The organism is Sporosarcina sp. So3-204 (assembly GCF_058068165.1).
Window position 1 is genome coordinate 3519756 of sequence record NZ_CM176485.1, and the last position, 21140, is coordinate 3540895.

20 protein-coding genes and 2 tRNA genes are annotated in these 21140 nt (G+C 36.6%); 3 read left to right on the forward strand and 19 right to left on the reverse strand.

Annotated features, from left to right (window positions below; genetic code table 11):
- Positions 1-73: 73 nt before the first annotated feature.
- Both AC3RV6_RS17325 and AC3RV6_RS17330 read right to left on the reverse strand, forming a co-directional pair.
- Positions 74-149, reverse strand: a tRNA-Thr gene (locus AC3RV6_RS17325).
- 3 nt (positions 150-152) lie between these two features.
- A tRNA-Asn gene (locus AC3RV6_RS17330) sits at positions 153-227 on the reverse strand.
- 168 nt (positions 228-395) lie between these two features.
- On the opposite strand from AC3RV6_RS17330, the gene AC3RV6_RS17335 reads away from it, so the two are divergent.
- Entirely contained in the window at positions 396-1058 is a 663-nt protein-coding gene (locus AC3RV6_RS17335; RefSeq protein ID WP_489747200.1) for a polysaccharide deacetylase family protein, read from the forward strand.
- Between the two features lie 47 nt (positions 1059-1105).
- On the opposite strand, the gene AC3RV6_RS17340 is transcribed toward AC3RV6_RS17335, so the two are convergent.
- Complete coding sequence (locus AC3RV6_RS17340) at positions 1106-1789, reverse strand: KinB-signaling pathway activation protein (RefSeq protein ID WP_489747201.1); 684 nt, start codon at positions 1787-1789, stop codon at positions 1106-1108.
- Between the two features lie 141 nt (positions 1790-1930).
- On the opposite strand from AC3RV6_RS17340, the gene gerD reads away from it, so the two are divergent.
- Positions 1931-2518, forward strand: a complete 588-nt coding sequence (gene gerD / locus AC3RV6_RS17345; RefSeq protein ID WP_489747202.1) for a spore germination lipoprotein GerD — start codon at positions 1931-1933, stop codon at positions 2516-2518.
- Positions 2519-2535: 17 nt separating this feature from the next.
- Here the strand turns inward: gerD and AC3RV6_RS17350 are convergent, their stop codons facing one another.
- The 16 genes from AC3RV6_RS17350 to AC3RV6_RS17425 form a co-directional block, all read right to left on the reverse strand.
- On the reverse strand, positions 2536-3591 hold the full coding sequence (locus AC3RV6_RS17350; RefSeq protein ID WP_489747203.1) for an Mrp/NBP35 family ATP-binding protein: 1056 nt from the start codon (positions 3589-3591) through the stop codon (positions 2536-2538).
- Between the two features lie 79 nt (positions 3592-3670).
- Positions 3671-4384, reverse strand: coding sequence for an N-acetylmuramoyl-L-alanine amidase (locus AC3RV6_RS17355; RefSeq protein ID WP_489747204.1), 714 nt, complete (start codon positions 4382-4384; stop codon positions 3671-3673).
- A 135-nt stretch (positions 4385-4519) separates the two neighbouring features.
- Positions 4520-4645: a hypothetical protein gene (locus tag AC3RV6_RS17360; protein WP_489747205.1), complete on the reverse strand. Its 126-nt coding sequence runs from the start codon at positions 4643-4645 to the stop codon at positions 4520-4522.
- Between the two features lie 30 nt (positions 4646-4675).
- On the reverse strand, positions 4676-4972 hold the full coding sequence (locus tag AC3RV6_RS17365; RefSeq protein ID WP_489747206.1) for a rhodanese-like domain-containing protein: 297 nt from the start codon (positions 4970-4972) through the stop codon (positions 4676-4678).
- 63 nt (positions 4973-5035) lie between these two features.
- Positions 5036-5749 carry a YetF domain-containing protein gene (locus tag AC3RV6_RS17370; protein WP_489747207.1) on the reverse strand — a complete coding sequence of 238 codons (714 nt, stop codon included), beginning with the start codon at positions 5747-5749 and terminating at the stop codon, positions 5036-5038.
- Between the two features lie 177 nt (positions 5750-5926).
- Entirely contained in the window at positions 5927-6130 is a 204-nt protein-coding gene (locus AC3RV6_RS17375) for a 2-hydroxymuconate tautomerase family protein (RefSeq protein ID WP_489747208.1), read from the reverse strand.
- A 281-nt stretch (positions 6131-6411) separates the two neighbouring features.
- Positions 6412-7389, reverse strand: a complete 978-nt coding sequence (locus tag AC3RV6_RS17380; RefSeq protein WP_489747209.1) for a DMT family transporter — start codon at positions 7387-7389, stop codon at positions 6412-6414.
- 224 nt (positions 7390-7613) lie between these two features.
- Positions 7614-9197, reverse strand: coding sequence for an aminomethyl-transferring glycine dehydrogenase subunit GcvPB (gcvPB, locus tag AC3RV6_RS17385; RefSeq protein ID WP_489747210.1), 1584 nt, complete (start codon positions 9195-9197; stop codon positions 7614-7616).
- Between the two features lie 18 nt (positions 9198-9215).
- On the reverse strand, positions 9216-10601 hold the full coding sequence (gene gcvPA / locus AC3RV6_RS17390; protein ID WP_489747211.1) for an aminomethyl-transferring glycine dehydrogenase subunit GcvPA: 1386 nt from the start codon (positions 10599-10601) through the stop codon (positions 9216-9218).
- A 31-nt stretch (positions 10602-10632) separates the two neighbouring features.
- The gene (locus AC3RV6_RS17395) at positions 10633-11418 is read right to left on the reverse strand and encodes an SDR family NAD(P)-dependent oxidoreductase (RefSeq protein WP_489747212.1); all 786 of its coding nucleotides are present in this window, start codon (positions 11416-11418) and stop codon (positions 10633-10635) included.
- A 50-nt stretch (positions 11419-11468) separates the two neighbouring features.
- Positions 11469-12554 (reverse strand): ABC transporter ATP-binding protein, encoded by a 1086-nt coding sequence (locus AC3RV6_RS17400; protein ID WP_489747213.1) that lies wholly within the window; start codon positions 12552-12554, stop codon positions 11469-11471.
- Between the two features lie 34 nt (positions 12555-12588).
- The gene (locus AC3RV6_RS17405; protein ID WP_489747214.1) at positions 12589-13416 is read right to left on the reverse strand and encodes a carbohydrate ABC transporter permease; all 828 of its coding nucleotides are present in this window, start codon (positions 13414-13416) and stop codon (positions 12589-12591) included.
- Positions 13416-14306, reverse strand: a complete 891-nt coding sequence (locus AC3RV6_RS17410; RefSeq protein WP_489747215.1) for a carbohydrate ABC transporter permease — start codon at positions 14304-14306, stop codon at positions 13416-13418. Before AC3RV6_RS17410 ends, AC3RV6_RS17405 begins: the two co-directional genes overlap by 1 nt.
- A 67-nt stretch (positions 14307-14373) precedes the next feature.
- Entirely contained in the window at positions 14374-15663 is a 1290-nt protein-coding gene (locus tag AC3RV6_RS17415; RefSeq protein ID WP_489747216.1) for an ABC transporter substrate-binding protein, read from the reverse strand.
- 20 nt (positions 15664-15683) lie between these two features.
- A complete protein-coding gene (gene ebgA, locus AC3RV6_RS17420; protein ID WP_489747217.1) occupies positions 15684-18761 on the reverse strand; it encodes a beta-galactosidase subunit alpha in 3078 nt (1025 codons plus the stop codon).
- A 188-nt stretch (positions 18762-18949) separates the two neighbouring features.
- A complete protein-coding gene (locus tag AC3RV6_RS17425; protein ID WP_489747218.1) occupies positions 18950-20134 on the reverse strand; it encodes an ROK family protein in 1185 nt (394 codons plus the stop codon).
- Positions 20135-20350: 216 nt separating this feature from the next.
- On the opposite strand from AC3RV6_RS17425, the gene AC3RV6_RS17430 reads away from it, so the two are divergent.
- Positions 20351-21133 (forward strand): SDR family NAD(P)-dependent oxidoreductase, encoded by a 783-nt coding sequence (locus AC3RV6_RS17430; protein WP_489747219.1) that lies wholly within the window; start codon positions 20351-20353, stop codon positions 21131-21133.
- The last annotated feature ends 7 nt before the right edge of the window (positions 21134-21140 follow it).

Consider the following 21140-nt stretch of genomic DNA (forward strand, 5'->3'; position numbering starts at 1 on the left):
ACTGTGATATAAAATTCGTATTACTGTTTCAGCTGCATTCGTTTATACTATGTATTCCGAACAAACGATTCTCTGGAGCTTCCAACCGGAATCGAACCGATGACCTCTTCCTTACCATGGAAGCACTCTACCTACTGAGCTATGGAAGCATATGGCTCCGCAGGTAGGATTCGAACCTACGACCGATCGGTTAACAGCCGATAGCTCTACCACTGAGCTACTGCGGAATAATTATTATTTTGTCAACATCATTTATTATAACAAAAGAAATAAATAATGCAACTATTATTTAAATCGGTGTCCGACAACGACCTTTTTATAATAGCATACGACTATCATAATCGTCAAGCGCATAACATAAAATATACATAAAGCACACTAAAGGAGACCAGTATATGAAAAAGAAGCTTCTAATACTTATAGGTATTTGCTTTGGCATTTTTTTAGTTTTTCCGCCATCTTCTCCAAACTACTCACTTACTTCTGTCTTTCGTATTACTAATGAACCTGTCGCTATAACACGTGGTACGTCCGGTTCTGCACTTACTGTAAACATTTCTTTTGGAGATGACGAAGTTCTTCAGTACATTAAAGAACTAGAAAAACCCTATCCACTGCTACTAATTGATACCGAGTGGGCTAAAAGATTCCCGGAAACTGTTCGTCTCATTAACAAAAAAAAGATACCGATAGGATTGCTAGGAAGCAATAGTGAAGCGTATGAACAAGAATCTACCTTACTCGTTACACAACTTGATCAATTTGAGCGTTTTTTTAGTGTGAAGCCACTTTGGTTCAGAACGGCCGATGAAGTGTTTCCCTATTTTGTACATACACTACTTTGGGAAGTCGAACTAAATGCACTCGGTTCTTCAGTTACCTGGAATGGCGGTGAAATTCCAGCAGTTACGAAGGGTGAAATTATCTCCATTCCACATCATCGTGATAATCGTGTTTCGCTAATTGATTTAAAGAAGCTAAATGATAGTCGGAAATTCCAATCTGTTGAAGATGTAATTTTTGGTACAACTATAAAAATGAACAAGATTCCTAAGTAAATTTTGCAAAAACAGCACAGCCACCATTGACGGGCGGCTGTGCTGTTTTATGTTTTAGTCGAAATTACTTTTTCTTCTTTTTTACGCGCTTTACGACGCTCATCTAACTTGATTTTATCCGCGTCAGACATCGCATTATATTTTGGTAATGCCAGCAACTGATATGCGTTTACTGCAAGTAGCGGGAATAAAAGAATCGTTACCCATGAATCAATATTTCCTGAACGAACCATTAGAGCCGGTAACCATTCAAGTGTTGTAATTACGATCATAAAAAATAACGCAGAAATAAGTGTGTGTTTTTTCGTCCATTTCGCTTTTAAGTAAGCTGTGACACCCGAAACAACGACTAGCGTGATTAGTAATGATAAGTAAAGTAACGTACGCCCAGATTCACCAGAAGTTAAGCGGAATCTAAAAAATATTAAATCAAACAGCACAACAATAATAATTAAAAGTTGTACCCAATTCCACAAGGTAAGCGTTTTAAACATATTAACCCCAAATTGATGGATTGTTAAATAAGCAAAAAAGCCCATTTGCGCAACAACACTCATTGTAAATCCAAGGAAAACCATCCATAAAAGCGCACCTACAAATTGCCATATCTCACCAGACTGTATGTACCCAGAAAAAAATTCCCATCGAACAATTAACCCTATAACCGCGGTAACAAATCCACCAATTAGAAGCCCATTAAAAAAGAATTTAACCCAATTTCGTATTGTCAAGACAGTAATCCTCCGTTTTTGATTGCTTGCCTAAGTGTAACAACGTTTCGCGAAAAAATCTATTTCAACGGACGCATGATGCATAATTTCCGCCAGATTGTGAACAATAAATGTAAATGCTATTTGAAGGGAACGATTCCCGTGAAAAATAAAGTGCTTATTTTGCTTGCCATCATTTTATTATTAGTTGGATGTAGTGCTGCACCGACCGGTCCATCTTATGATGAAATGAAAAAAATGATGACGGATGCACTTCAAACGGAAGATGGAAAAAAAGCAGTTCGGCAAATGCTTGCTGATCCTGATTTCCGTGAACTTCTTATTTTAGAACAACCAGAAGTGAAAAAGTCCATTGAAGAAACCTTGCTTTCAAAAGAAGGTGAAGTATTCTGGAAGCAAGCCTTTGAAGACCCTAAGTTTACTGAAAAGGTTGCAAAAAGCATGAAAACACAACAGGAAGATATTATGAAGGAATTGATGAAAGATTCATCATTCCAAAAAGACTTAGAATCGTTTTTCGGTCAAGCGGACATGCAAAAGCAGTTGGAAACCATTATTAAATCTTCAACGATGAAGGAACAATACGAAAAGGCAATTGAAGATACAATTAACAGTCCCCTACTTCAAGAAAAATGGGCAAAGTTAATTAAAGCTGCTGAGGAAGCTGCAAAAGAAGAAGTTAAGAAAAAAGATGAGGAGAAAAAGGAAAAAAGCGGAGAAGGCAAATAGCCTTTCCGCTTCTTTTATTATTTAGTTTTAGCGATAATATTTTCAGCAATCCCCATATAAATCTTTCCAATTGTATGTTCTTCGGCATAAACAGAAGGGGCAAAATCTTCTTCATCCCAATCTGGTTGGCCTAGCGGAATTTGTCCGAGTAATTCTGTACGAAGTTCCTCGGCAAGTTTTGTTCCTCCACCTTGACCAAATATATATTCACGTTCTGTTGATTGTTTTGATTCAAACCATGACATATTCTCTATAACGCCCAATAACTCATGCTCAGTTTGCAATGCCATAGCGCCTGCACGTGCAGCAACAAATGCAGCAGTCGGATGTGGCGTTGTAACGATGATTTCCTTAGACGACGGAATCATTTGGTGAATGTCGAGTGCTATGTCACCTGTGCCTGGAGGTAAATCTAGTAACAGGTAATCAAGTTCGCCCCATTCTACATCACGGAAAAATTGATCGAGCGCTTTTCCGAGCATTGGTCCACGCCAAACGACAGGTGCATTATCTTCAACAAAAAAGCCCATAGAAATAACTTTAACGCCGAATCTTTCAATTGGAATGATACGGTCATCACGCACAGCTGGCGATTCAGTAACACCCATCATATCAGGCACACTAAAACCATATATATCAGCGTCAATCAGTCCAACCTTTTTCCCCAAGCGTGCTAATGCCACTGCTAAGTTTACGGAAACAGTTGATTTCCCAACTCCGCCTTTGCCTGATGCAATTGAAATAAATTCAACATTGCTCAACGGGGAAAGTATATCTTGTGCTTCTGACTCATTTGCTTTACCACGAAACTTGTCTAGCACATCCTGTGATAATTCTTGAAAACGAATACCAACTGTATTAGCGCCAGCTTCTTTTAATAGCTCTACGACTTTCATTTGAAAAGGTAATTGTTCTGCAGTATTTACTTTTGCTAACGCAAGCTTTACACTCACATGTTCTTTCTCCACGTTAATTGATACTTCAGCTATGCCTTCTGTTTCCGCGAGCGTTTTATGTAAAAACGGATCCTTAAGCTCGCCGACTAATTCTCTTACTTTTTGCTCGTTAATCAAATTAGACACCCCTTGGAGAATTTTTTTTATCTTCTCCAAGTATAGCATAGTAGGCAGTCACTAACAGATGAAGTTGCCTTCACTTCTCCTCCGATTTCATAAACGAACCGATCCCTTCTACAATAGCATCTGCAACTTTCTTTTGATAAGCTGGATCAACTAAAAGTGCACGCTCTTCATTATTTGAAATGAAGCCCGTCTCTACAAGAACTGATGGCATTGGAGCTTTCTTCAATAAATAAACACCACTAATTGATTGTGCTACGCGGTCCGTATTTTTCAAGTTTTCATTAAATGATGCCTGGATGGCCTTCGCTAAAAACTCTCCATTCGGATGTCCACCTTCGTGATAAAAGACTTGTGCACCTCTCCATTTTTCTTGCGGAATCGAATTGACGTGTACACTAATAAATACATCAGGATTTTCTTTAATCGCTATCTCTTCTCTTAATTTCAAATCAGCTAACTTTCGTGAACGTACAGTCGGAAACTTCTCTTGTGTATCATGTTCAGCAATTGCGTCACCGTCTTTCTTTCTTGTCATCACGACGGTAGCTCCTTTTTTTTCTAGTCGCTTAGCTAGTTCATGTGAAATACTCAGCGTGATATCTCTTTCAACAACATCTCCAGACGAAGCACCGCCGTCAAGTCCACCATGCCCAGGATCAATAACAATTTTAACCCCACCAAGTTCTTCTGGCATGAAGAAATTACGATCCGATGCCTTAACCCCGTAAAGAACTACTCCAAGAGAACAAACTAATATAATTCCAGTTAGTACCCACCGCTTCATATAGACACCGCCTTTTTACATCACTATACGCAAAAGCTACTCAGGATATGTACGACCTATTTTTAACTTGAGTTGATGTTATGAACTTTTCACGAAACGTTGCACGGCTCGAAGTAGAATGTTGCTGGTTTCCATCTATACGCTGCAAGCTTCTGGCGACGTTTCATAATTCCCCCAGGGGCGTTGCATACTTCCGACTGAACGTTGTGTAGTTCCAACATATCGTTGCATCGTTTTCCAAATAAATAAAAAGGACCTCATATATGAGGTCCTCCAATTATGACAAATCAATTATTCAGTTGCGCCTTCCCATTCTAGCATGCCGCCTGTCATATTCGTGACATCGTACCCTTCGCCTTCTAAATACTCCGCAGCACGTCCGCTACGGCCACCCGAGCGACAAATCAGTATATAAGGCTTAGTCTTATCAAACTCACTTACGCGTGCCACTACTTCTCCTAAAGGTACGTGGACTGCACCCGGAATAATGCCAGTTGCTACTTCATCAGCTTCACGTACATCTACTAAATTAAGCACTTTACCACTTTCGATCATTTCTTGTAATTCTATAGTCGATACTTCTTTCATTTTCCAAAAACCCCTTTATTCAATATTGTTTTAAGCATACAGGATTTTAATCGGAAAATAAAATTAGTACCCTTCTTGTTGTAAATCAACATACAAAGTACCATCTGTTTGTAACTGTGCCAAAAAAACTTGATTAACCGATTCTACGCCTTTCTTACGCAGCTCTTTCATAAGCCATTCCTCAGTTAAATTAAACTCCAGTAAATTCCTTTTTAGCAATTCTCCATCTGTAATAAGCGCTGTCGGAAGGTATTTAGGCTTCGGGATTGCTGCTTGTACATCTGTCTTAGTCGCTTCTTGTTGTTCGGTCTTTTTCAAAACGCTTAATTCCCCGTTCGTCTCCAAAATAGCGTACTCTACATCTGATAAAGTAAAAATAGACTGCTCCCTTAACATCATCATTACGTCATTAATATGCAGTCTTTCTTTTCTCATTTCCTTTTTCATAATCATACCCTTTTTGACTATTATGGACGGTTGATCATCCAGAATAACTCGACCTTTTTTTGACTTAAGGGATATATAACTCATTAGCAAGGTCAACATAGACCACCAAATAAGCGCAATTAGACCATCTACAAACTTAACATCTGTCTGCCCCGCCATTTCAGCTGCGATTGAACCAAATGCGATGCCTGTAGCGTAATGGAAAAAAGTCAGTTGACTTAATTGTTTTTTGCCAAGTATTCGGGCCAGTATTAAGAGCGCAGCAAATGCACCAGTCGTTCTCAAAATCATCTCCCAAAAATCAAAATCCATTAATTCCTTAATAGACATTTTCCCACATCCCCACTAATTACTTATATAGTCAGATGTAGTCTAGCCTTGTTCGTGTTAACGTATTCAATATTAATCATAAGAAAAAGCCCTTCTCCACAATTGAAAAAAGGCGAACTGATTTGAGTAATGTGTAATGTATTGACTTATAGTGACCCATTTAATCTACTTAATAGTTTATTTACCACTCTGTCTTCTAGCAGTAACTGTTTCTCCAGAAATTCCCCAGTTATCAGTATTAACTTCATCAATAACAACAATAGTTGTACTAGGATCTTTATCAAGAACGTCAACTAATAATTGTGTCACGCCTTGAATTAGTTGCGCTTTTTTCTGCGGTGTAACATTCTCATTTGTAATTTTAATATTTACATAAGGCATAATAATTCCCCCAATTTATTCTTTAGTATACCACTGGAAACCATTTGTCATCGTATATGTCTAATTCAAATAACTGAGTATTACTTAGGATCCATAATGTCATATAGAACGCAAAAAGCCCTCTCCCGAACGAATCGGGAAAGGGCTTATAACATTGATTTGAGTAATGATTAAGCTTTTCAGTTTGACGTTATTACCGTTAATTGGAGTATTAACATGTAAAACTACTTATACATCATGCTTTTTCACCATTATTTACTTTTGCGTAAGTGTGTGAGTAATTAGGAAGTCGATTCATTCTCGTATGAATGTTGTTCCAACTGTTCTTGGGCCGCATTTTGTTTTTTTATATCCGCTCGATGATATAAGTTATTCAATACAATCATTAAACAGACAATAGCAACACCAATTACCTCGAAAGCAGTGACTGTATAGCCTTGAATAAAACGAATAATAATTGTTGTTATAGGCGCAAAGTTGATGAACAGTATAGTATTGATTGGCTTTAAATAAACGACAGCCTGATTCCATAAAATAATCGACAAAAGTCCAGGTATTAAAATCATGTATAATATATGAAATTTAATATCATAGACTGCTTCTATTTTCGGTATGGGCACTAACCCCATAAAGCTGATGACTATAATTACGATGGTAGAAGCAATTGTACCGTACACAACACTTAATGTTGAATATCGCAATGCCGACCAACCAGGAAACCTACTACCACCTATTGTGTAAAATGCCCATCCGGCCGCTGCAATTAAAAGAATAATTAAGGGAATAATTCTATCCAGAGAAAATAAAGAGGTAATGTCCCCTTTCGTAATGACTAAAAAAACACCGGCAAATGCACCTATTATAACGAAAATAGTAAAGTTGTTTATTTTTTGACGGTAAATATACCAGACAACTAGGATTGCAATCACTGGTGATAAAGACTCCATTACAGAAGCTAAAATAACACCCTCACCATCTAATAGGTGTTGTCCCCAAAATATAAACAAATTATAAACTGTGAATCCCATAATACCAAAAAATAAGATACTACGGAAGTTTCCATCTGAACTAAAAGAACTTTTCCCTTCTACTACGAGTAATGCAATACTAAAAATAATAGCAATTGGAATGTACCTTACTAAAGCAAAATAAAATGGATCTATATGCATCAAAGCATCTTCCGCAATCGGATACATAGAACCCCAAGAGGCACTTGCTAGGATAGCAAGAATTGCTCCGACTAATAATTTTCCCTTCATTAATTAACTCAACTCCATTGTATAGTTAAAAAAACTTTATTATTTCTCATTTTATGTACGTGGAAAGAAATGCGTGTTAAACGAAGTAATCCATTAGAGATATAAAAACTTATTTATTTTGTTTAAATTATTAATTGATACGAACACTTAAAAAAGTATTCTCGAAGAGTATAGTAAATTAAATTTACACATCTCCCCGAAAATACTTTTATGTCGAACCATTCTTAATCTTTATAAAATAACTCTAAACCGCCATGTTTCCTTTTAAAAGCTCGCCATGTATTTGCCCATTTAGTTGCATCCTCAAAAAAATCCGCGTTCTTGATAGGATGAACAGTCATATTATATGGTGCATTCTTTACGATTTCAGGATTTTCGTAAGCTTCTTTCGCAATATGTTTCAAAGAGTTAATATACTCATCCATATCTGCTTTCGAATACGATTCGGTTGGTTCTAAAGTGAATGGTTCAGGAACAACATAAGGATGATGGCTCGTCCAATATTGATGGCCATAGTCTGCCATTCGTCTAGAAATATCATCTGTTGTGACACCAGTTTCTTCAGTCAGCTTCTCCCAACTATAACGTACTTGCTCAAGTCTCTTTCCTTTAATATACGGAACAGACGCCCCTGGGATTTCCAGTATTTTCTTGTACATATAATTATTATTAAGTACTGCAATTTCGGCAACAGATTTTAATCCATCTGCTCCTAGTGAACGAATCCAAGCATACGCACGTAAAACGTTTTGCGGTACACCATGGTAAGATCGAACTTTACCAATCGAATGCTCAATATCATCATTTAATACATATTGGTCTCCATCTTTCTCTACAAGTGGTCCCGGTAAATATGGTTTTAGTTTTTCGTTCACACCTAAGGCGCCCGCAGCAGGTCCACCTGATGCATGAGGTGTTGAGAATGTCTTGTGTAAGTTAAAGAAACACATATCAAATCCAGCTTCTTTTGCACGTGTTATTCCTAATAAACCGTTCGCATTCGCTTGGTCATAATAACAAATACCACCAGCTTCATGAACAATCTTTGTGAATTCCTTAATTTTATCATTGAAAATACCCGTATCTTCAGGATTCGCGACAACGAAACCAGCCGTTTTATTCGAAACTACTTTCTTCAACTCTTCAATATCTGGATAGCCATCCTTGTCCGGGTACAATGTAATAACTTTATAACCTTTTACTGCAGCTGTGGAAGCCTGTGATGGATGAGAGAATATTGTCGTAATAATCTCATCACGTTGTTCACCTTCACCTTTAGATTCATGATAAGCACGAACAATAGAGGCCATTGCAAAAAGTGCTTGCGTTCCAGAACCTGATTGAAATGAAAATTTATTCATCCCTGATATTTCTCTCATATAAAGATCCATATCATGCGTGACCTCTAGAATACCTTGAATTGTATCTATATCTTGTTTGGGATGAAGTGCTGTCATTTTAGGGTGTCCTGCAAACTCCTCGTTAACGATTGGGGAATACTTCATTGTACAAGTTCCTTGGCCCATTTCAACGTTCATTGCCGCCCCAATGACTTGCTGCGATAGGCGTAAGTAATGTCTAAGAACACGGTTTTGTGTAATCTCAGGTAAGCCACTGATTTTTCCACGACGTAATTCAGTAGGTATTTCTTCAAGCACATCTCCAGTTACCTCTTGAATAGCTGAATCTAATTTTGGTAATTGGACACCTCTTTGTCCAGCAGTATGAAGTTCGAAAATGAGAGGTTCATCCCACTTTGCTTGTTGGAAATCACGTACTTCAAGATTTTCTAGTTTTTGTAGTTTCAATTTTCATACCTCCCTTTCTTATTCTATAATGTCTTTCAGCGCTGTTACTAACGCATCAATATCATTTTTCGAGTGAACTTCTGTTACACAAAACAATGCGCTTTGTCCAAGTTCTTCAAATTCATTGGATAAATCAATACCACCAAAAATCCCTTTAGCTCTTAACGCAGTTGAGATCTCTTCTACTGTTTTTCCTGTAGCATTAAAATCAACTACAAATTCTTTAAAATTTAGGTTACCGAATTTTGAAGGAACGACTCCCTTAACTTCTTTTAGTTTTTCAATTGCGTAGCGCGAATTATGCATGATTAGTTCGCCAACTTCAGCCATTCCGTTAGGTCCCATTAGCGCTAAATAAACACCGGCTGTTAAAGCCCACATAGAAGTTTGTGTTCCAACTGATTCCTTACCTTTTTCACGCTTAGCAAAAGAAGTTCGATCATATAAAATATCACCGAATCCATATTCACCTTTTTCTACTGTAGGTGCAATTCCAAATAATCGAGAAGGAAACTCCTGAACATATTCTATCTCGTCACGAGTTGAAATAAATCCTGAAAGACCTCCGCCAAAACTCATGTGAACACCTAGCGATTGTAGCTCTCCACAAATAATATCCGCACCATATTTGCTAGGTGTTTCAAGGACGCCTAAGGAAATAGGATCTATTCCAATAATTGATTCAGCCCCAGCTTCACGCGTAAGACTCGTAATCATTTTCCCTTCAGTTTCAATAAAACCTAGATAACTTGGGTTTTCAAAATAAACTGCTGCAACAGAGTCATTAAGTTTACTTTTCAGATGTTCAATATCAAGTCTTCCCGTTTCTTTGTTGTACTCAAGCAATTCAATCTTTATATGAGGTGAACAATAGTTTTCGACAACCTTTAGTCGTTCAGGCGAGATCGTTCCAGAAACAAGGGCAATATTCCTATCCGTCTTCCGAGATGCCATACGAATGGATGTAGCAATTGCCTGTGCCCAATCAAATGTAGGGATGTTCACTACATCCATCTCTAACAACTCACCCATTAGACTTTGATATTCAAATAGTGCTTGGAAACGGCCATGGTCTTCAAATTCATCACCTGCATAAGCTGTTAAAAACTCTGCTCGGGAATTCACTTCATCACAGACAGCAGGTATATAATGCTCCCAACATCCCCCACCAAGAAAGCTAATTACATCTTGAGTACTTGTATTTTTATTCATTGTTTTTAATATCGTTTTACGCAATTCCATTTCAGATAAAGCTCCCGGGATTTCCATTTTCCCTTTATAAATTAGGTCATCTGGAATTGAGTTAAATAAATCTTCAACTTTTTCAACACCAATTTCTTTAAGCATTTGCGCCTTCATTTTCGGTTCTGTATTCGGAATATATGGATGTGCAAATTTAGTCAACATTAACTCCTCCTATTATATTTATTTATTTTTAAGCTAACCCGCCGCCGTCAACGACTAATGCACTACCTGTTACCCACCCAGCTAAATCACTTGCTAAGAAAAGTACAGTTTTCGCGATATCATCTGGTGTCCCAATACGTGCTAGCGGACGATCAGTTCCTGAAGACTTTAAAAATTCAGCTTCGTCTAAATTCAACTGCTTTGCTTCCCCACGAAGTAAAGGTGTATCAGTATCACCAGGGTTAACACTATTCACACGTATTTTAGTTGGACCATGGTCAATTGCCATTGCACGTGTTAAATTAACAACCCCTGCTTTCGCAGCACAATAGCTAGCTGAATTGTCTCCACCTTTTAGACCCCAACCTGACCCTGTATTTATAATACTTCCACTACCGGACTTTTCCATTACAGGAATGATATGCTTAGATAGTAGGAAAACAGCTTTTAAAGATACATTAACAACTTGATCCCATTCTTCAGAAGTATGTTCAACGACTGTTTTACGTTTAATAATTCCCGCATTATTAAATAGCACGTTAATCTCTTTAAATTCTTCCACAATTTGCGCTGTGACATTTATACAATCTTCTTCGCTTGTTACGTCGCACTTATAACCAACAACATGTCCACCTTCGTCGCTTAGTTCTTTTGCTTTTTCCATTGCAAGTGTTTCATTAATATCAAGAATCGCAACTTTCATGCCTACTTTAGTGAATAACTTCGCAGTCGCTAGACCGATACCTGATGCACCGCCTGTAATAACCGCCACTTTTCCTTCTACATTTAATAACTCATTCGCAATATTATCCATCTATTATATTCCTCCTTTTATTTCCAATAATTTATCGTAATAAAGACTTTTTATTCAAAACGTAACTCTGAAGCTTTATCGAATAAGTGAGCACTATCCAGAATAAACTGTAAGTAAATTTCAGAGTTTGCAACGACTGTATCATCTGCGTCAATTCTCGCAGTTACCGGTTGATTCTCAATAAAAGTATAAACAATAGATTCTGCTCCTAATAACTCTGACACGCCAACTGTCAAAGTTAAGCTGTTTTCGTGTTTTTCTTTAGTTCGAATCAAATTTTCTGGTCGGATGCCTAGTACAACTTCTTTATTTAAAAGATTATGCTTCTGCACTAGCAACTTTTGATCATGAGTTAGAGGTAAATGATGATTCCCTACCATAAAGTTTCCTTCTACAATTGTTCCTTCAATAAAATTCATTCCCGGAGAACCTATGAAGCTCCCAACAAAGATATTGTTTGGATAATCATAGACTTCTTTTGGTGTTCCGACTTGTTGTATAATGCCATCCTTCATAACCACTAATCTACTTGCCATTGTCATAGCTTCCGTTTGATCATGAGTAACATAAATGGTTGTTGCTTTTAATCTTCGATGCAATTTCATAATTTCTGCTCTCATCTGAACACGTAACTTTGCATCCAAATTAGAAAGTGGTTCATCCATTAAAAACACTTTTGGATTACGTACGATAGCGCGTCCTAGTGCCACACGTTGGCGTTGACCACCTGAAAGCAATTTAGGTTTTCTATGCAAATAATCTTCTAAGCCAAGAATATTCGCAGCGTTATTCACTCTCTCTTGAATTTCAGCTTTAGGAAATTTACGTAACTTTAACCCAAAGGCCATATTATCAAATACATTCATATGCGGATAAAGTGCATAGTTTTGGAATACCATCGCAATATCCCTATCCTTTGGAGCGACATTGTTCATTATTTGATCATCAATATAAAATTCGCCAGACGTTATTTCCTCCAAACCAGCAATCATACGTAGTGTTGTTGATTTTCCACAGCCTGAGGGGCCTACAAATACAACGAACTCCTGATCTTCAATTTGTAGATTGAAGTTTTTCACAGCTACACTTTCTTTATCATAAGATTTCACCACATTTTTCAGTTGAATATTCGCCATCTTACTCGCTCCCTATTATTCAAATTGATATCGCTTATTCTTTGATTGATCCGCCCATAATACCCGAAACAAAGTTCTTCTGGAATATTAAGAAAAATATTAATATTGGAATGATAGATAATGTAGTTCCTAACATGACCTGTCCATAATCGATACGTGCTAATCCGACCAAGCCAGAAAGAGCAACTGGTAACGTGGACATCTCTGAAGTTTTTAACGTAATAAGCGGCCAAAGTAAGCTATTCCATTGAGACATAAAAAGGAAAATTGATACTGCAGCAATTGCTGGGCGCATTGTCGGTAATATGATTTTAAAAAATATTTTGAATTCTCCAGCTCCATCAATTCTTGCGGCTTCAATCATAGAGTCTGGTACTGTACTCAAATTTTGCTTCATTAAAAAGATTGCAAACGGAGAAGCTAAAGTCGGTAAGATGATTGCTTGATATGTATTCAACCAATTAAGATTCACCATGAGTTCAAAAAGCGGGATTAAAGTAACTTGAAAAGGAATCATCAACGTACATAAAATGATAAAGAAACTAATTGATTTTCCTTTGAATTTAAATTTAGAGAAAGCATAACCCGCCATTGAAGCTATAAGTACGCTTAGAAATGTCGATGTGAATGAAATAAAGATAGAGTTCCACATGACGCGGCCAAAATGCATAGAATCATTCAATGATGTAAAGTTTTGAAACAAGTTATTACCAGGTGTTAAGGAAGGTGGAATACTTAAGATTTCGCCAGACGTTTTTGTAGCTCCTATTACCATCCAATAAAATGGAAATAAAGAGATAATGACACCGATCAATAAAAAAATGTACATTGTTGTTTTTGAAAAAAACATTGATTGTTTCATTAACTTTCATCTCCAATCAATTTGATCTGTATCCAAGATATGACTGCGATAATAAGAACTAGTATATACGCCATTGCTGAAGCATATCCGAAGTTAAAATATTTGAATCCGGTTTCATATAAATATAAGGTAATTGTCATTGTTGCGTTATTCGGACCACCGCCTGTTAAAATATAGACCTCATCAAACAACTGAAGTGTTCCGATTGTAGAAATAACAACAGTAAAAATAAATACTGGTTTTAGTAAAGGTAAAGTAATACCAAAAAACTTTTTAAATGGACCGGCGCCATCCATATCTGCCGCTTCATAAAGTTCATCTGGAATAGTTTGTAATCCTGCTAAAAAGATGACCATATTGTATCCAACCCATCTCCATGTCATAACAGTAACTATTGCAACTTTTGACCAAAAAGGGTGACTTAACCAGCTAACAGGTTCTACACCCATTTTTCCTAAGAAATAGTTTGCTAGTCCATAATTCTCATCCAAAATAATCATAAACACGAGTGATGCAGCTACTAAAGCGGTTATTGCTGGTAAGAAAAATGCTGTTCGAAACAGTCCTTTAAATCTTAAAGCAGATGAATTTAATAAAACTGCAATGACAACTGCGAGAGATATCATAATTGGTACTTGTATTAGAAGTATTTGAAAAGTATTCCCTAGTGATTTATAAAAGATTGGATCGCTGAATAGTTTAATGTAATTAGCCAAACCAACGAACTCTGTTTTTCCGCCTTTAGTACTTTGAAAACTTAAGATTAATGATGAAATGACGGGATATACTGTAAAGATAAGCAACAAAATAACAGCTGGTGCCAAGAAATAATACGGTGCTGTTTTTGATGAAACTTGAAATGGATTTATCTTCTTTTTCTTTGTATTCAATACATTCACCCCAAATATTAGAAGAGGAACGAAGTATTCCTTCCTCTTCTTGAACTTTATCTAAAAGTTATTTCATTTCATTTTCCAACTGTTTTTTTCCGTTTTCTAAAGCTTCTTTTATAGGCTTGTTATCCAGTAATATTGTTGCTTGCGTGTTTTGCATAGTCTGAGCGGCTTTAGCATTATATTCTGTATACATTATGCTCGGTATTTCATCGACACTATCTGCAAGTTTTTTGAAAATAGTACTGTCGTTAAAGTACTCACTCGTTTCTGTGAATGCTGGTGAATCGAAAGTAGTTTTCAAAGATGGAAATAAACCATAATTTTCAAAACCTAATAACTGAATATCCTTATCAGTCGTAAAATATTCTACAAAAGCATAAGCTGTCGCTTTATTTTTAGAGTACTCAGAGATTGTAATAGCTGAACCACCAACGTTCGCATATCTTGAACTACCCTCTTTAAATTCAGGTAAATAGAACATATCCCATTTCCCAGCTAATTCGGGAGCTTGATCCATTATAGTTCCCGTATACCAAGCACCATAAGGAACTGTTGCGACGTCTCCATTTACAGTAGCCGTAACAATTCCATTCCAGCCACTATTATTCAATACGATGCCAGCATCATAAAACTGTTTAATCATTTCCATTGAGCGAACCGCTTCTTCCGACGTGATGTCGATATTACCATCATGATTGAAATAAGACTTTCCTTGTTCTTGCATCATCATTTCAAATACGCCAGCGTAACCTGCGATATCTATAGGAAGCATCTTCACGCCAGTTTTCTCTTGAATCTGGATACCTGCTTTTAAGTAATCATCCCAAGTTTTAATATCTTCAGCATTAACCCCTGCTTCTTCAAAGATATCTACTCGATAAAAGACACCTGCTGGGCCAATATCCCATGGGGCTGCTACTAACTTGCCATCCGCATGGACAAGTTCCCATTTTGATTCACTGAATAGATCTTCGTGTTCGTCGTACCCCATTTCAGATAAATCTACAAAGCCATCTGGAAACTGTTCTAAATACCCCGGGATTCTTTCATCCTCCATTAGGATAACGTCAGGTAAACCTGCCCCTTTTGAAACTAAGCCAACTGTTAACTTTTCATATAAATCACCACTACTAAAGTCTTCTACTTTTATTGTTACGTCAGGATGTTTCTCCTTAAATTTATCAATGGATGCCTTGAATGTTTCAGCCGCCACATCCCAGCCCCAAACCGTAATTTCTCCACCAATCTCTCCCTCTTCAACAGTTTCTTCATTATTACCATTATCATTTGAACAAGCAGTCAACATTAGTAAAATTCCCACTGCTAAAAATAAGAACGCCTTTTTCATCATCCAATCCTCCAGTCTTAGTATCAATTTATTTCTTCCAAGTAAATTAACTTTTCATCTCTTTCCTTTTTTGAAAACAAAGAAATCTTCAAATGCAAGTTAAACTCTTCAAATTTACAGCGATACTTTTCTAATTGACTTTGACCACAAGAATTTGAGCCAAGTCCATTTTGCTTATAATCAACATGAAGAATAATATAATCTCTTTTCTTTAAATCAATCGTATGCTTTGCCTGTTCTAAATCAGTTTCTTCATAATAAGAGGCGCTAAATTCAAAATCTCTGTTTTGTTTCGTAACCATTATGCCAATGCCGTTATAGTTTGTGGCACTCATCCACCTTGTTTCAGTGCGATTTCCATTTGCTTGAGGATGAACATAATTCGTAAATAATTCATCTACATTCTTCTTGTAATGATTGACAAGTGGAGACTGCTTTGAATCGGAATAAGACTCTCCAGGTCCCTTGCCTAGCCATTCGATATTATCCATCGCTTGTGCAATATTTATTTCTATTCCAATACGTGGTATCATTGCAGGCGCTTGATCTAATTCTCCAGCAGGACGACCAGATACTTCATATTCCACATCGCCATTTGGATAGATTTCATAACGGTGTTCGCATTCATAGAACCATGATGCATTTGTCGTTCCGTTTAGTGTCCTGATCGAAATGACAACTTTATTCTCTATTTGTTCGTAATGAAACTCTTCAACTCTTTCATGCCATAAATGCATAAAATACTTTTCTTTATAATCCTTTAATAGATACATATCATTATCAATAGGTGCTCTCCAAAACTGTAATTGTGGTCCCGCCTCAATCAGCTTGGTATTTCCTTTTGTCCCTTGTAATAGCTTCCCCGATACTTTGTCAAAAACTAACTCGAATTTCTCAGAATAAACTTTAAGCATCCATCCAGTTTCTTCGACAAATAGTTCGCCCGTTGGGACTAAGACAATACTTTCTTTTTTCACTGGCAATTCGAACTGTGCTGTTGCCAACTCATGCCCCGCTGAACACCATTGCGTAATATGATTCACTGAGTAATCAATCGTTAAAAATACGTCTCCAGAATATATTTTTTCATAATCAAAGTTTAAAGGAAGCTCAATATCCTTTGATGAACGTGCTGCTATATGCGGAAGTGAAAATTCACCACTTGAAAGCACTTTATCATTTACTGTCACGCGATAATTTAGCTTTAGATGATCAAGAGAAATAAAGTCATACTTATTCTCAATCTTTAAAAGACCTTTTTCCAAATCAACTGCATGTGTATGAACCGGTTCAATAATCTTTTTATACTCTATTAGTGCTGGGGACGGTGTACGGTCCGGCATGAGTAGTCCATCGATACAGAAATTCCCATTTGTTGGATCATCTCCAAAATCACCGCCGTAACGATAATACACTTCACCATTATCGCCAACAGTTTCAATTCCATGATCAAACCATTCCCATATAAATCCACCCTGTAAATGTTCATGCTCATAAACTAATTCTTGATATTCCTTCAAACCACCAGGGCCATTTCCCATCGCATGACCGTATTCGCAATGAATATGTGGTTTTTCGCTATTTTCAATAATATCATTCATACTTATTCGACTCTTTGGCTGGTTTTCAATCCATGTATACATGGTAGAATACACATCCGTTACCTCAGCCTTCGAATCACCTTCATAGTGTATGAGACGAGTAGGATCGATTTGTTTTGCAACTTCGGCCATCTTTTTAAAACATTGACCAAATCCTGATTCATTACCAAGCGACCACATGATGATGGAGGGATGATTTTTATCGCGTTGGACCATTCTTACCATTCGATCAACCATTACTTTCTCCCAATCCGCACCGTCAGCAATTCGGTTATAATTCGCAGTCAATTCAAAGCCATGTGTTTCCACATCTGCTTCATCTATTACATACAATCCATATTCATCACATAGATCGTATAAATAGGGAGAGTTTGGATAATGCGCTGTACGAACAGCATTAATATTATGTTGCTTCATAAGTTTGATATCTAAAACCATATCTTCTTTCGAAACAACTCTACCCGTTTTAGGGTTGTAATCGTGACGGTTAACGCCTTTAAACTTGATTGCAATGCCATTTACGGTAAATGTTTTTCCTTTTAGCTCAATCATTCTAAAACCAACGTTTTGTTTAACAACTTCATGTATTTTATCTTCACACTTTAGAGTTATATATAATTGATATAAATTCGGATTTTCAGCACTCCACAACTTCGGTGCTTCTACTCGTTTTTCAAAGCTTATTTCATTAGTATCGATTGCAACTTCCTCTTTAAATACTTCATTGCCTTGCTCATCGATAAGTTCGTATATTACTGAATAGCCTTTTTCCACATTTCGGAAATGCGACTTTACGTTTAAGATAGCGCTTTCATACTTTTCATCTAAGATGGTATCAACTTTATAATCCTGGATGCCAGTTGTCTTTTGTGTAAATAATTCAACATCTCTAAATATCCCACTCAACCACCACATATCTTGATCTTCTAAATAGGTTCCATCAGACCATTGATATACGCGAACAGTAATATCATTCCAGCCTTCGTTGACATATGACGATATATCAAACTCTGTTGTCATTCTTGAACCTTTTCCGTATCCAACTTCTTCACCATTAATCCAAAGATGAAAAGCTGAATCTACACCGTTGAAGCGAAGGATGGTCTGTTCTTTTAACCAATTATCAGAAACAAAGAAATTTCTTTTATAGATACCTGTAGGGTTTTTTGTCGGTACATAAGGTGGATTGATTGGAAAGTTATACCATAAATCTGAATAATGCATGTTACCATAACCCTCCAATTGCCAGTTACTCGGCACTTCAATACAATCCCATGAGGATGCATCATATTCTGGAGTTTCAAACTTTTCTGGTGAATATTCTGGAGCCTCTAAAAATAAGAACTTCCAACTGCCATTCAGCAGCTTGAAATCGGTTTCAGAAGAAAAGTCATTTTTCTCCGCATTTCTCTTTGAATTAAAAGAGTTGAAATATGCCCGGCTCTTCATAACATTTCTTCCAGTTAACGTATAATCTTCCCATACTTTAAAATTCGCCATTATAATCCCCTTCCTACTTCTCAATAAAGATTCATGACTTCAATTCTAGTTATTAAGATATTCGAATTTGCTGAACTAGATTGTATTGTTAGTTAATTAAGTTAATTAATTTAGATTTTAGCATCTAAAATTCTTACTGTCAAATGTTTTTGAAAAGTCTGGGAAGTTATAAAAAGGATAATATGTTCTTAACTATTCACGGGATGAAATAATGTATCTAACACAATTGCTATCGCACCTTTTATCGTACTATCAGAACCTAATCTTGCTAAAACCACTTCAGTATCCTTTACTTGCTGTGTTAATCCTCTATCTTGAATCGATTTTTTCAGACTTGGCATAATGAATTCGCTTGCTGAAGATACACCGCCACCAATAACAATTCGATCAGGGTTTAGTAGATGGATAAGATTCACAATACCGATTCCAATAATAGTTCCAGTCCTTTCTAAAACCTTTATCGCGATTTCATTACCAGCCTTAGCCATTTTATAGACTGTTTCACCAGTTAGCGGTTCATTCAACTCATTGATCATGTCCAGCGTCATTTCTTTCTTAGCTTGTCTAGCAATTGCATCCCCTGTTGCTAGCGTTTGCAAGCACCCAACATTTCCACACTCGCATAATTCTCCATATAAATCGATTGTCATATGACCGATTTCTCCAGCCACACTTTGCGCACCATAAAAAAGTTTACCGTTTAAGATAATACCTGATCCTACTCCACTACCAATATTTAACGCAACTAGCGTCTCGAGTTCTCCATGGCTATTAAACCAATACTCCCCCATCGCCATCGCTCTTGCATCATTATCTACTTTCACATCAATATTGAATTCTTCTTCTAAGAAATCCTTAATTGGTATATCTTTGAAACCTAAATTAGGAGCGAATAAGCCTGTTCCACTTACAACATCAACAGCTCCATGCATTGCAACACCTATTCCGATTACTTTCTCCTTTGGAACATCTGTATTTAATAGATGTTTAATTCCCCTAACCATTTCTTGCAAGAACTGGTTCTCTGATAATCCCTTTATAGAAGGACTTTTATATTCACCTTTTGTTACCCCTTCCATGTTGGTCAGAATGCATTTAATATATCCCGGTCCAGCATCGATTCCTATTACAAAAAAGTGATTACTATTTAACGTCAGTAAAGTTGGTTTACGACCACCTTGTGACTCACCTAATTTTGTCTCTCTTACTAATTCTTTTTCTAGTAATCCCTTTACGATATTACTAACTGTTGGCGGTGTAAGTCCTGTATCAATAGCGATTTGAGCTCTTGATATAGGTGCATTTTTACGAATTCTATTTAGTACAATTGTCCGATTTATCGATTTCATCCATTTAAAAGTGCCATTTTTCAATGTTTTCATCCTTCCTATAGCTCATTAAGTTAAATTTAGCTTCTTCACCATTATACATAAAATTTAATAGTAACAACTATTTTAATAATTGCCATATTAATAAATATAATGTACAATTCATTTATTCGAATTTATTTCTAGTTTGTAAATATGCTTAGTTTGATAATTAATTTAATTAAGTAAGTTTGTCTTTTATAATATAAAGTAGGTGATAACGTGAATGTAGAAAATAAAGTAGTAATTGTTACGGGGGCAGGTAAAGGAATTGGCCGTGCAATTGCTGAAGAATACGGCAAGAGAAAAGCGATTGTTATTGTTGCAGAGATTAATACGTCTGCTGGAAAAGAAGTTGAAAAATCGATTCTAGACAATGATGGTAAGGCTTTTTTTATCCAAACCGACGTGACAAATGAAGAAAACATAAAACAAATGATTCAAACAACTGTAGAGTTGTATGGAACAGTTGACACACTTGTTAATAATGCAGGCATAACTATTTTCAAACCTATTGAAGATTGTACAGCCGAAGACTGGGATCTTGTTATGAATACTGATTTACGAAGTACTTTTTTAACAAGTAAGTATATTACAAACGTTATGAAGAAAAATGGCGGCGGATCTATTATTAATATTGCATCCAACCATGTACATGCAACGTTACCTGATACAGAGATGTATGCCGCTGCTAAATCTGGTGTTGTTGGATTTACAAAGAGCTTGGCACTTAGTTTGGGGAAACACGGTATTCGTGTTAATGCAGTATGTCCTGGATTCATGGATACGTATCATTACCAAAACTGGCTCTCACAATTTGACAATCCATCATTTATTCAAAAAGAAGTTGATGGATTACATGCTACACAAAAAATGGGCGATCCACAAGAAGTAGCAAACATTTGTATATTCCTATCTTCTAATTTAGTTAATCAAATGACAGGCTCATGTATTACTTTGGATGGTGGATTAAGTACAAGACTATATCATTCAAAATATGCGTAAATAAAGG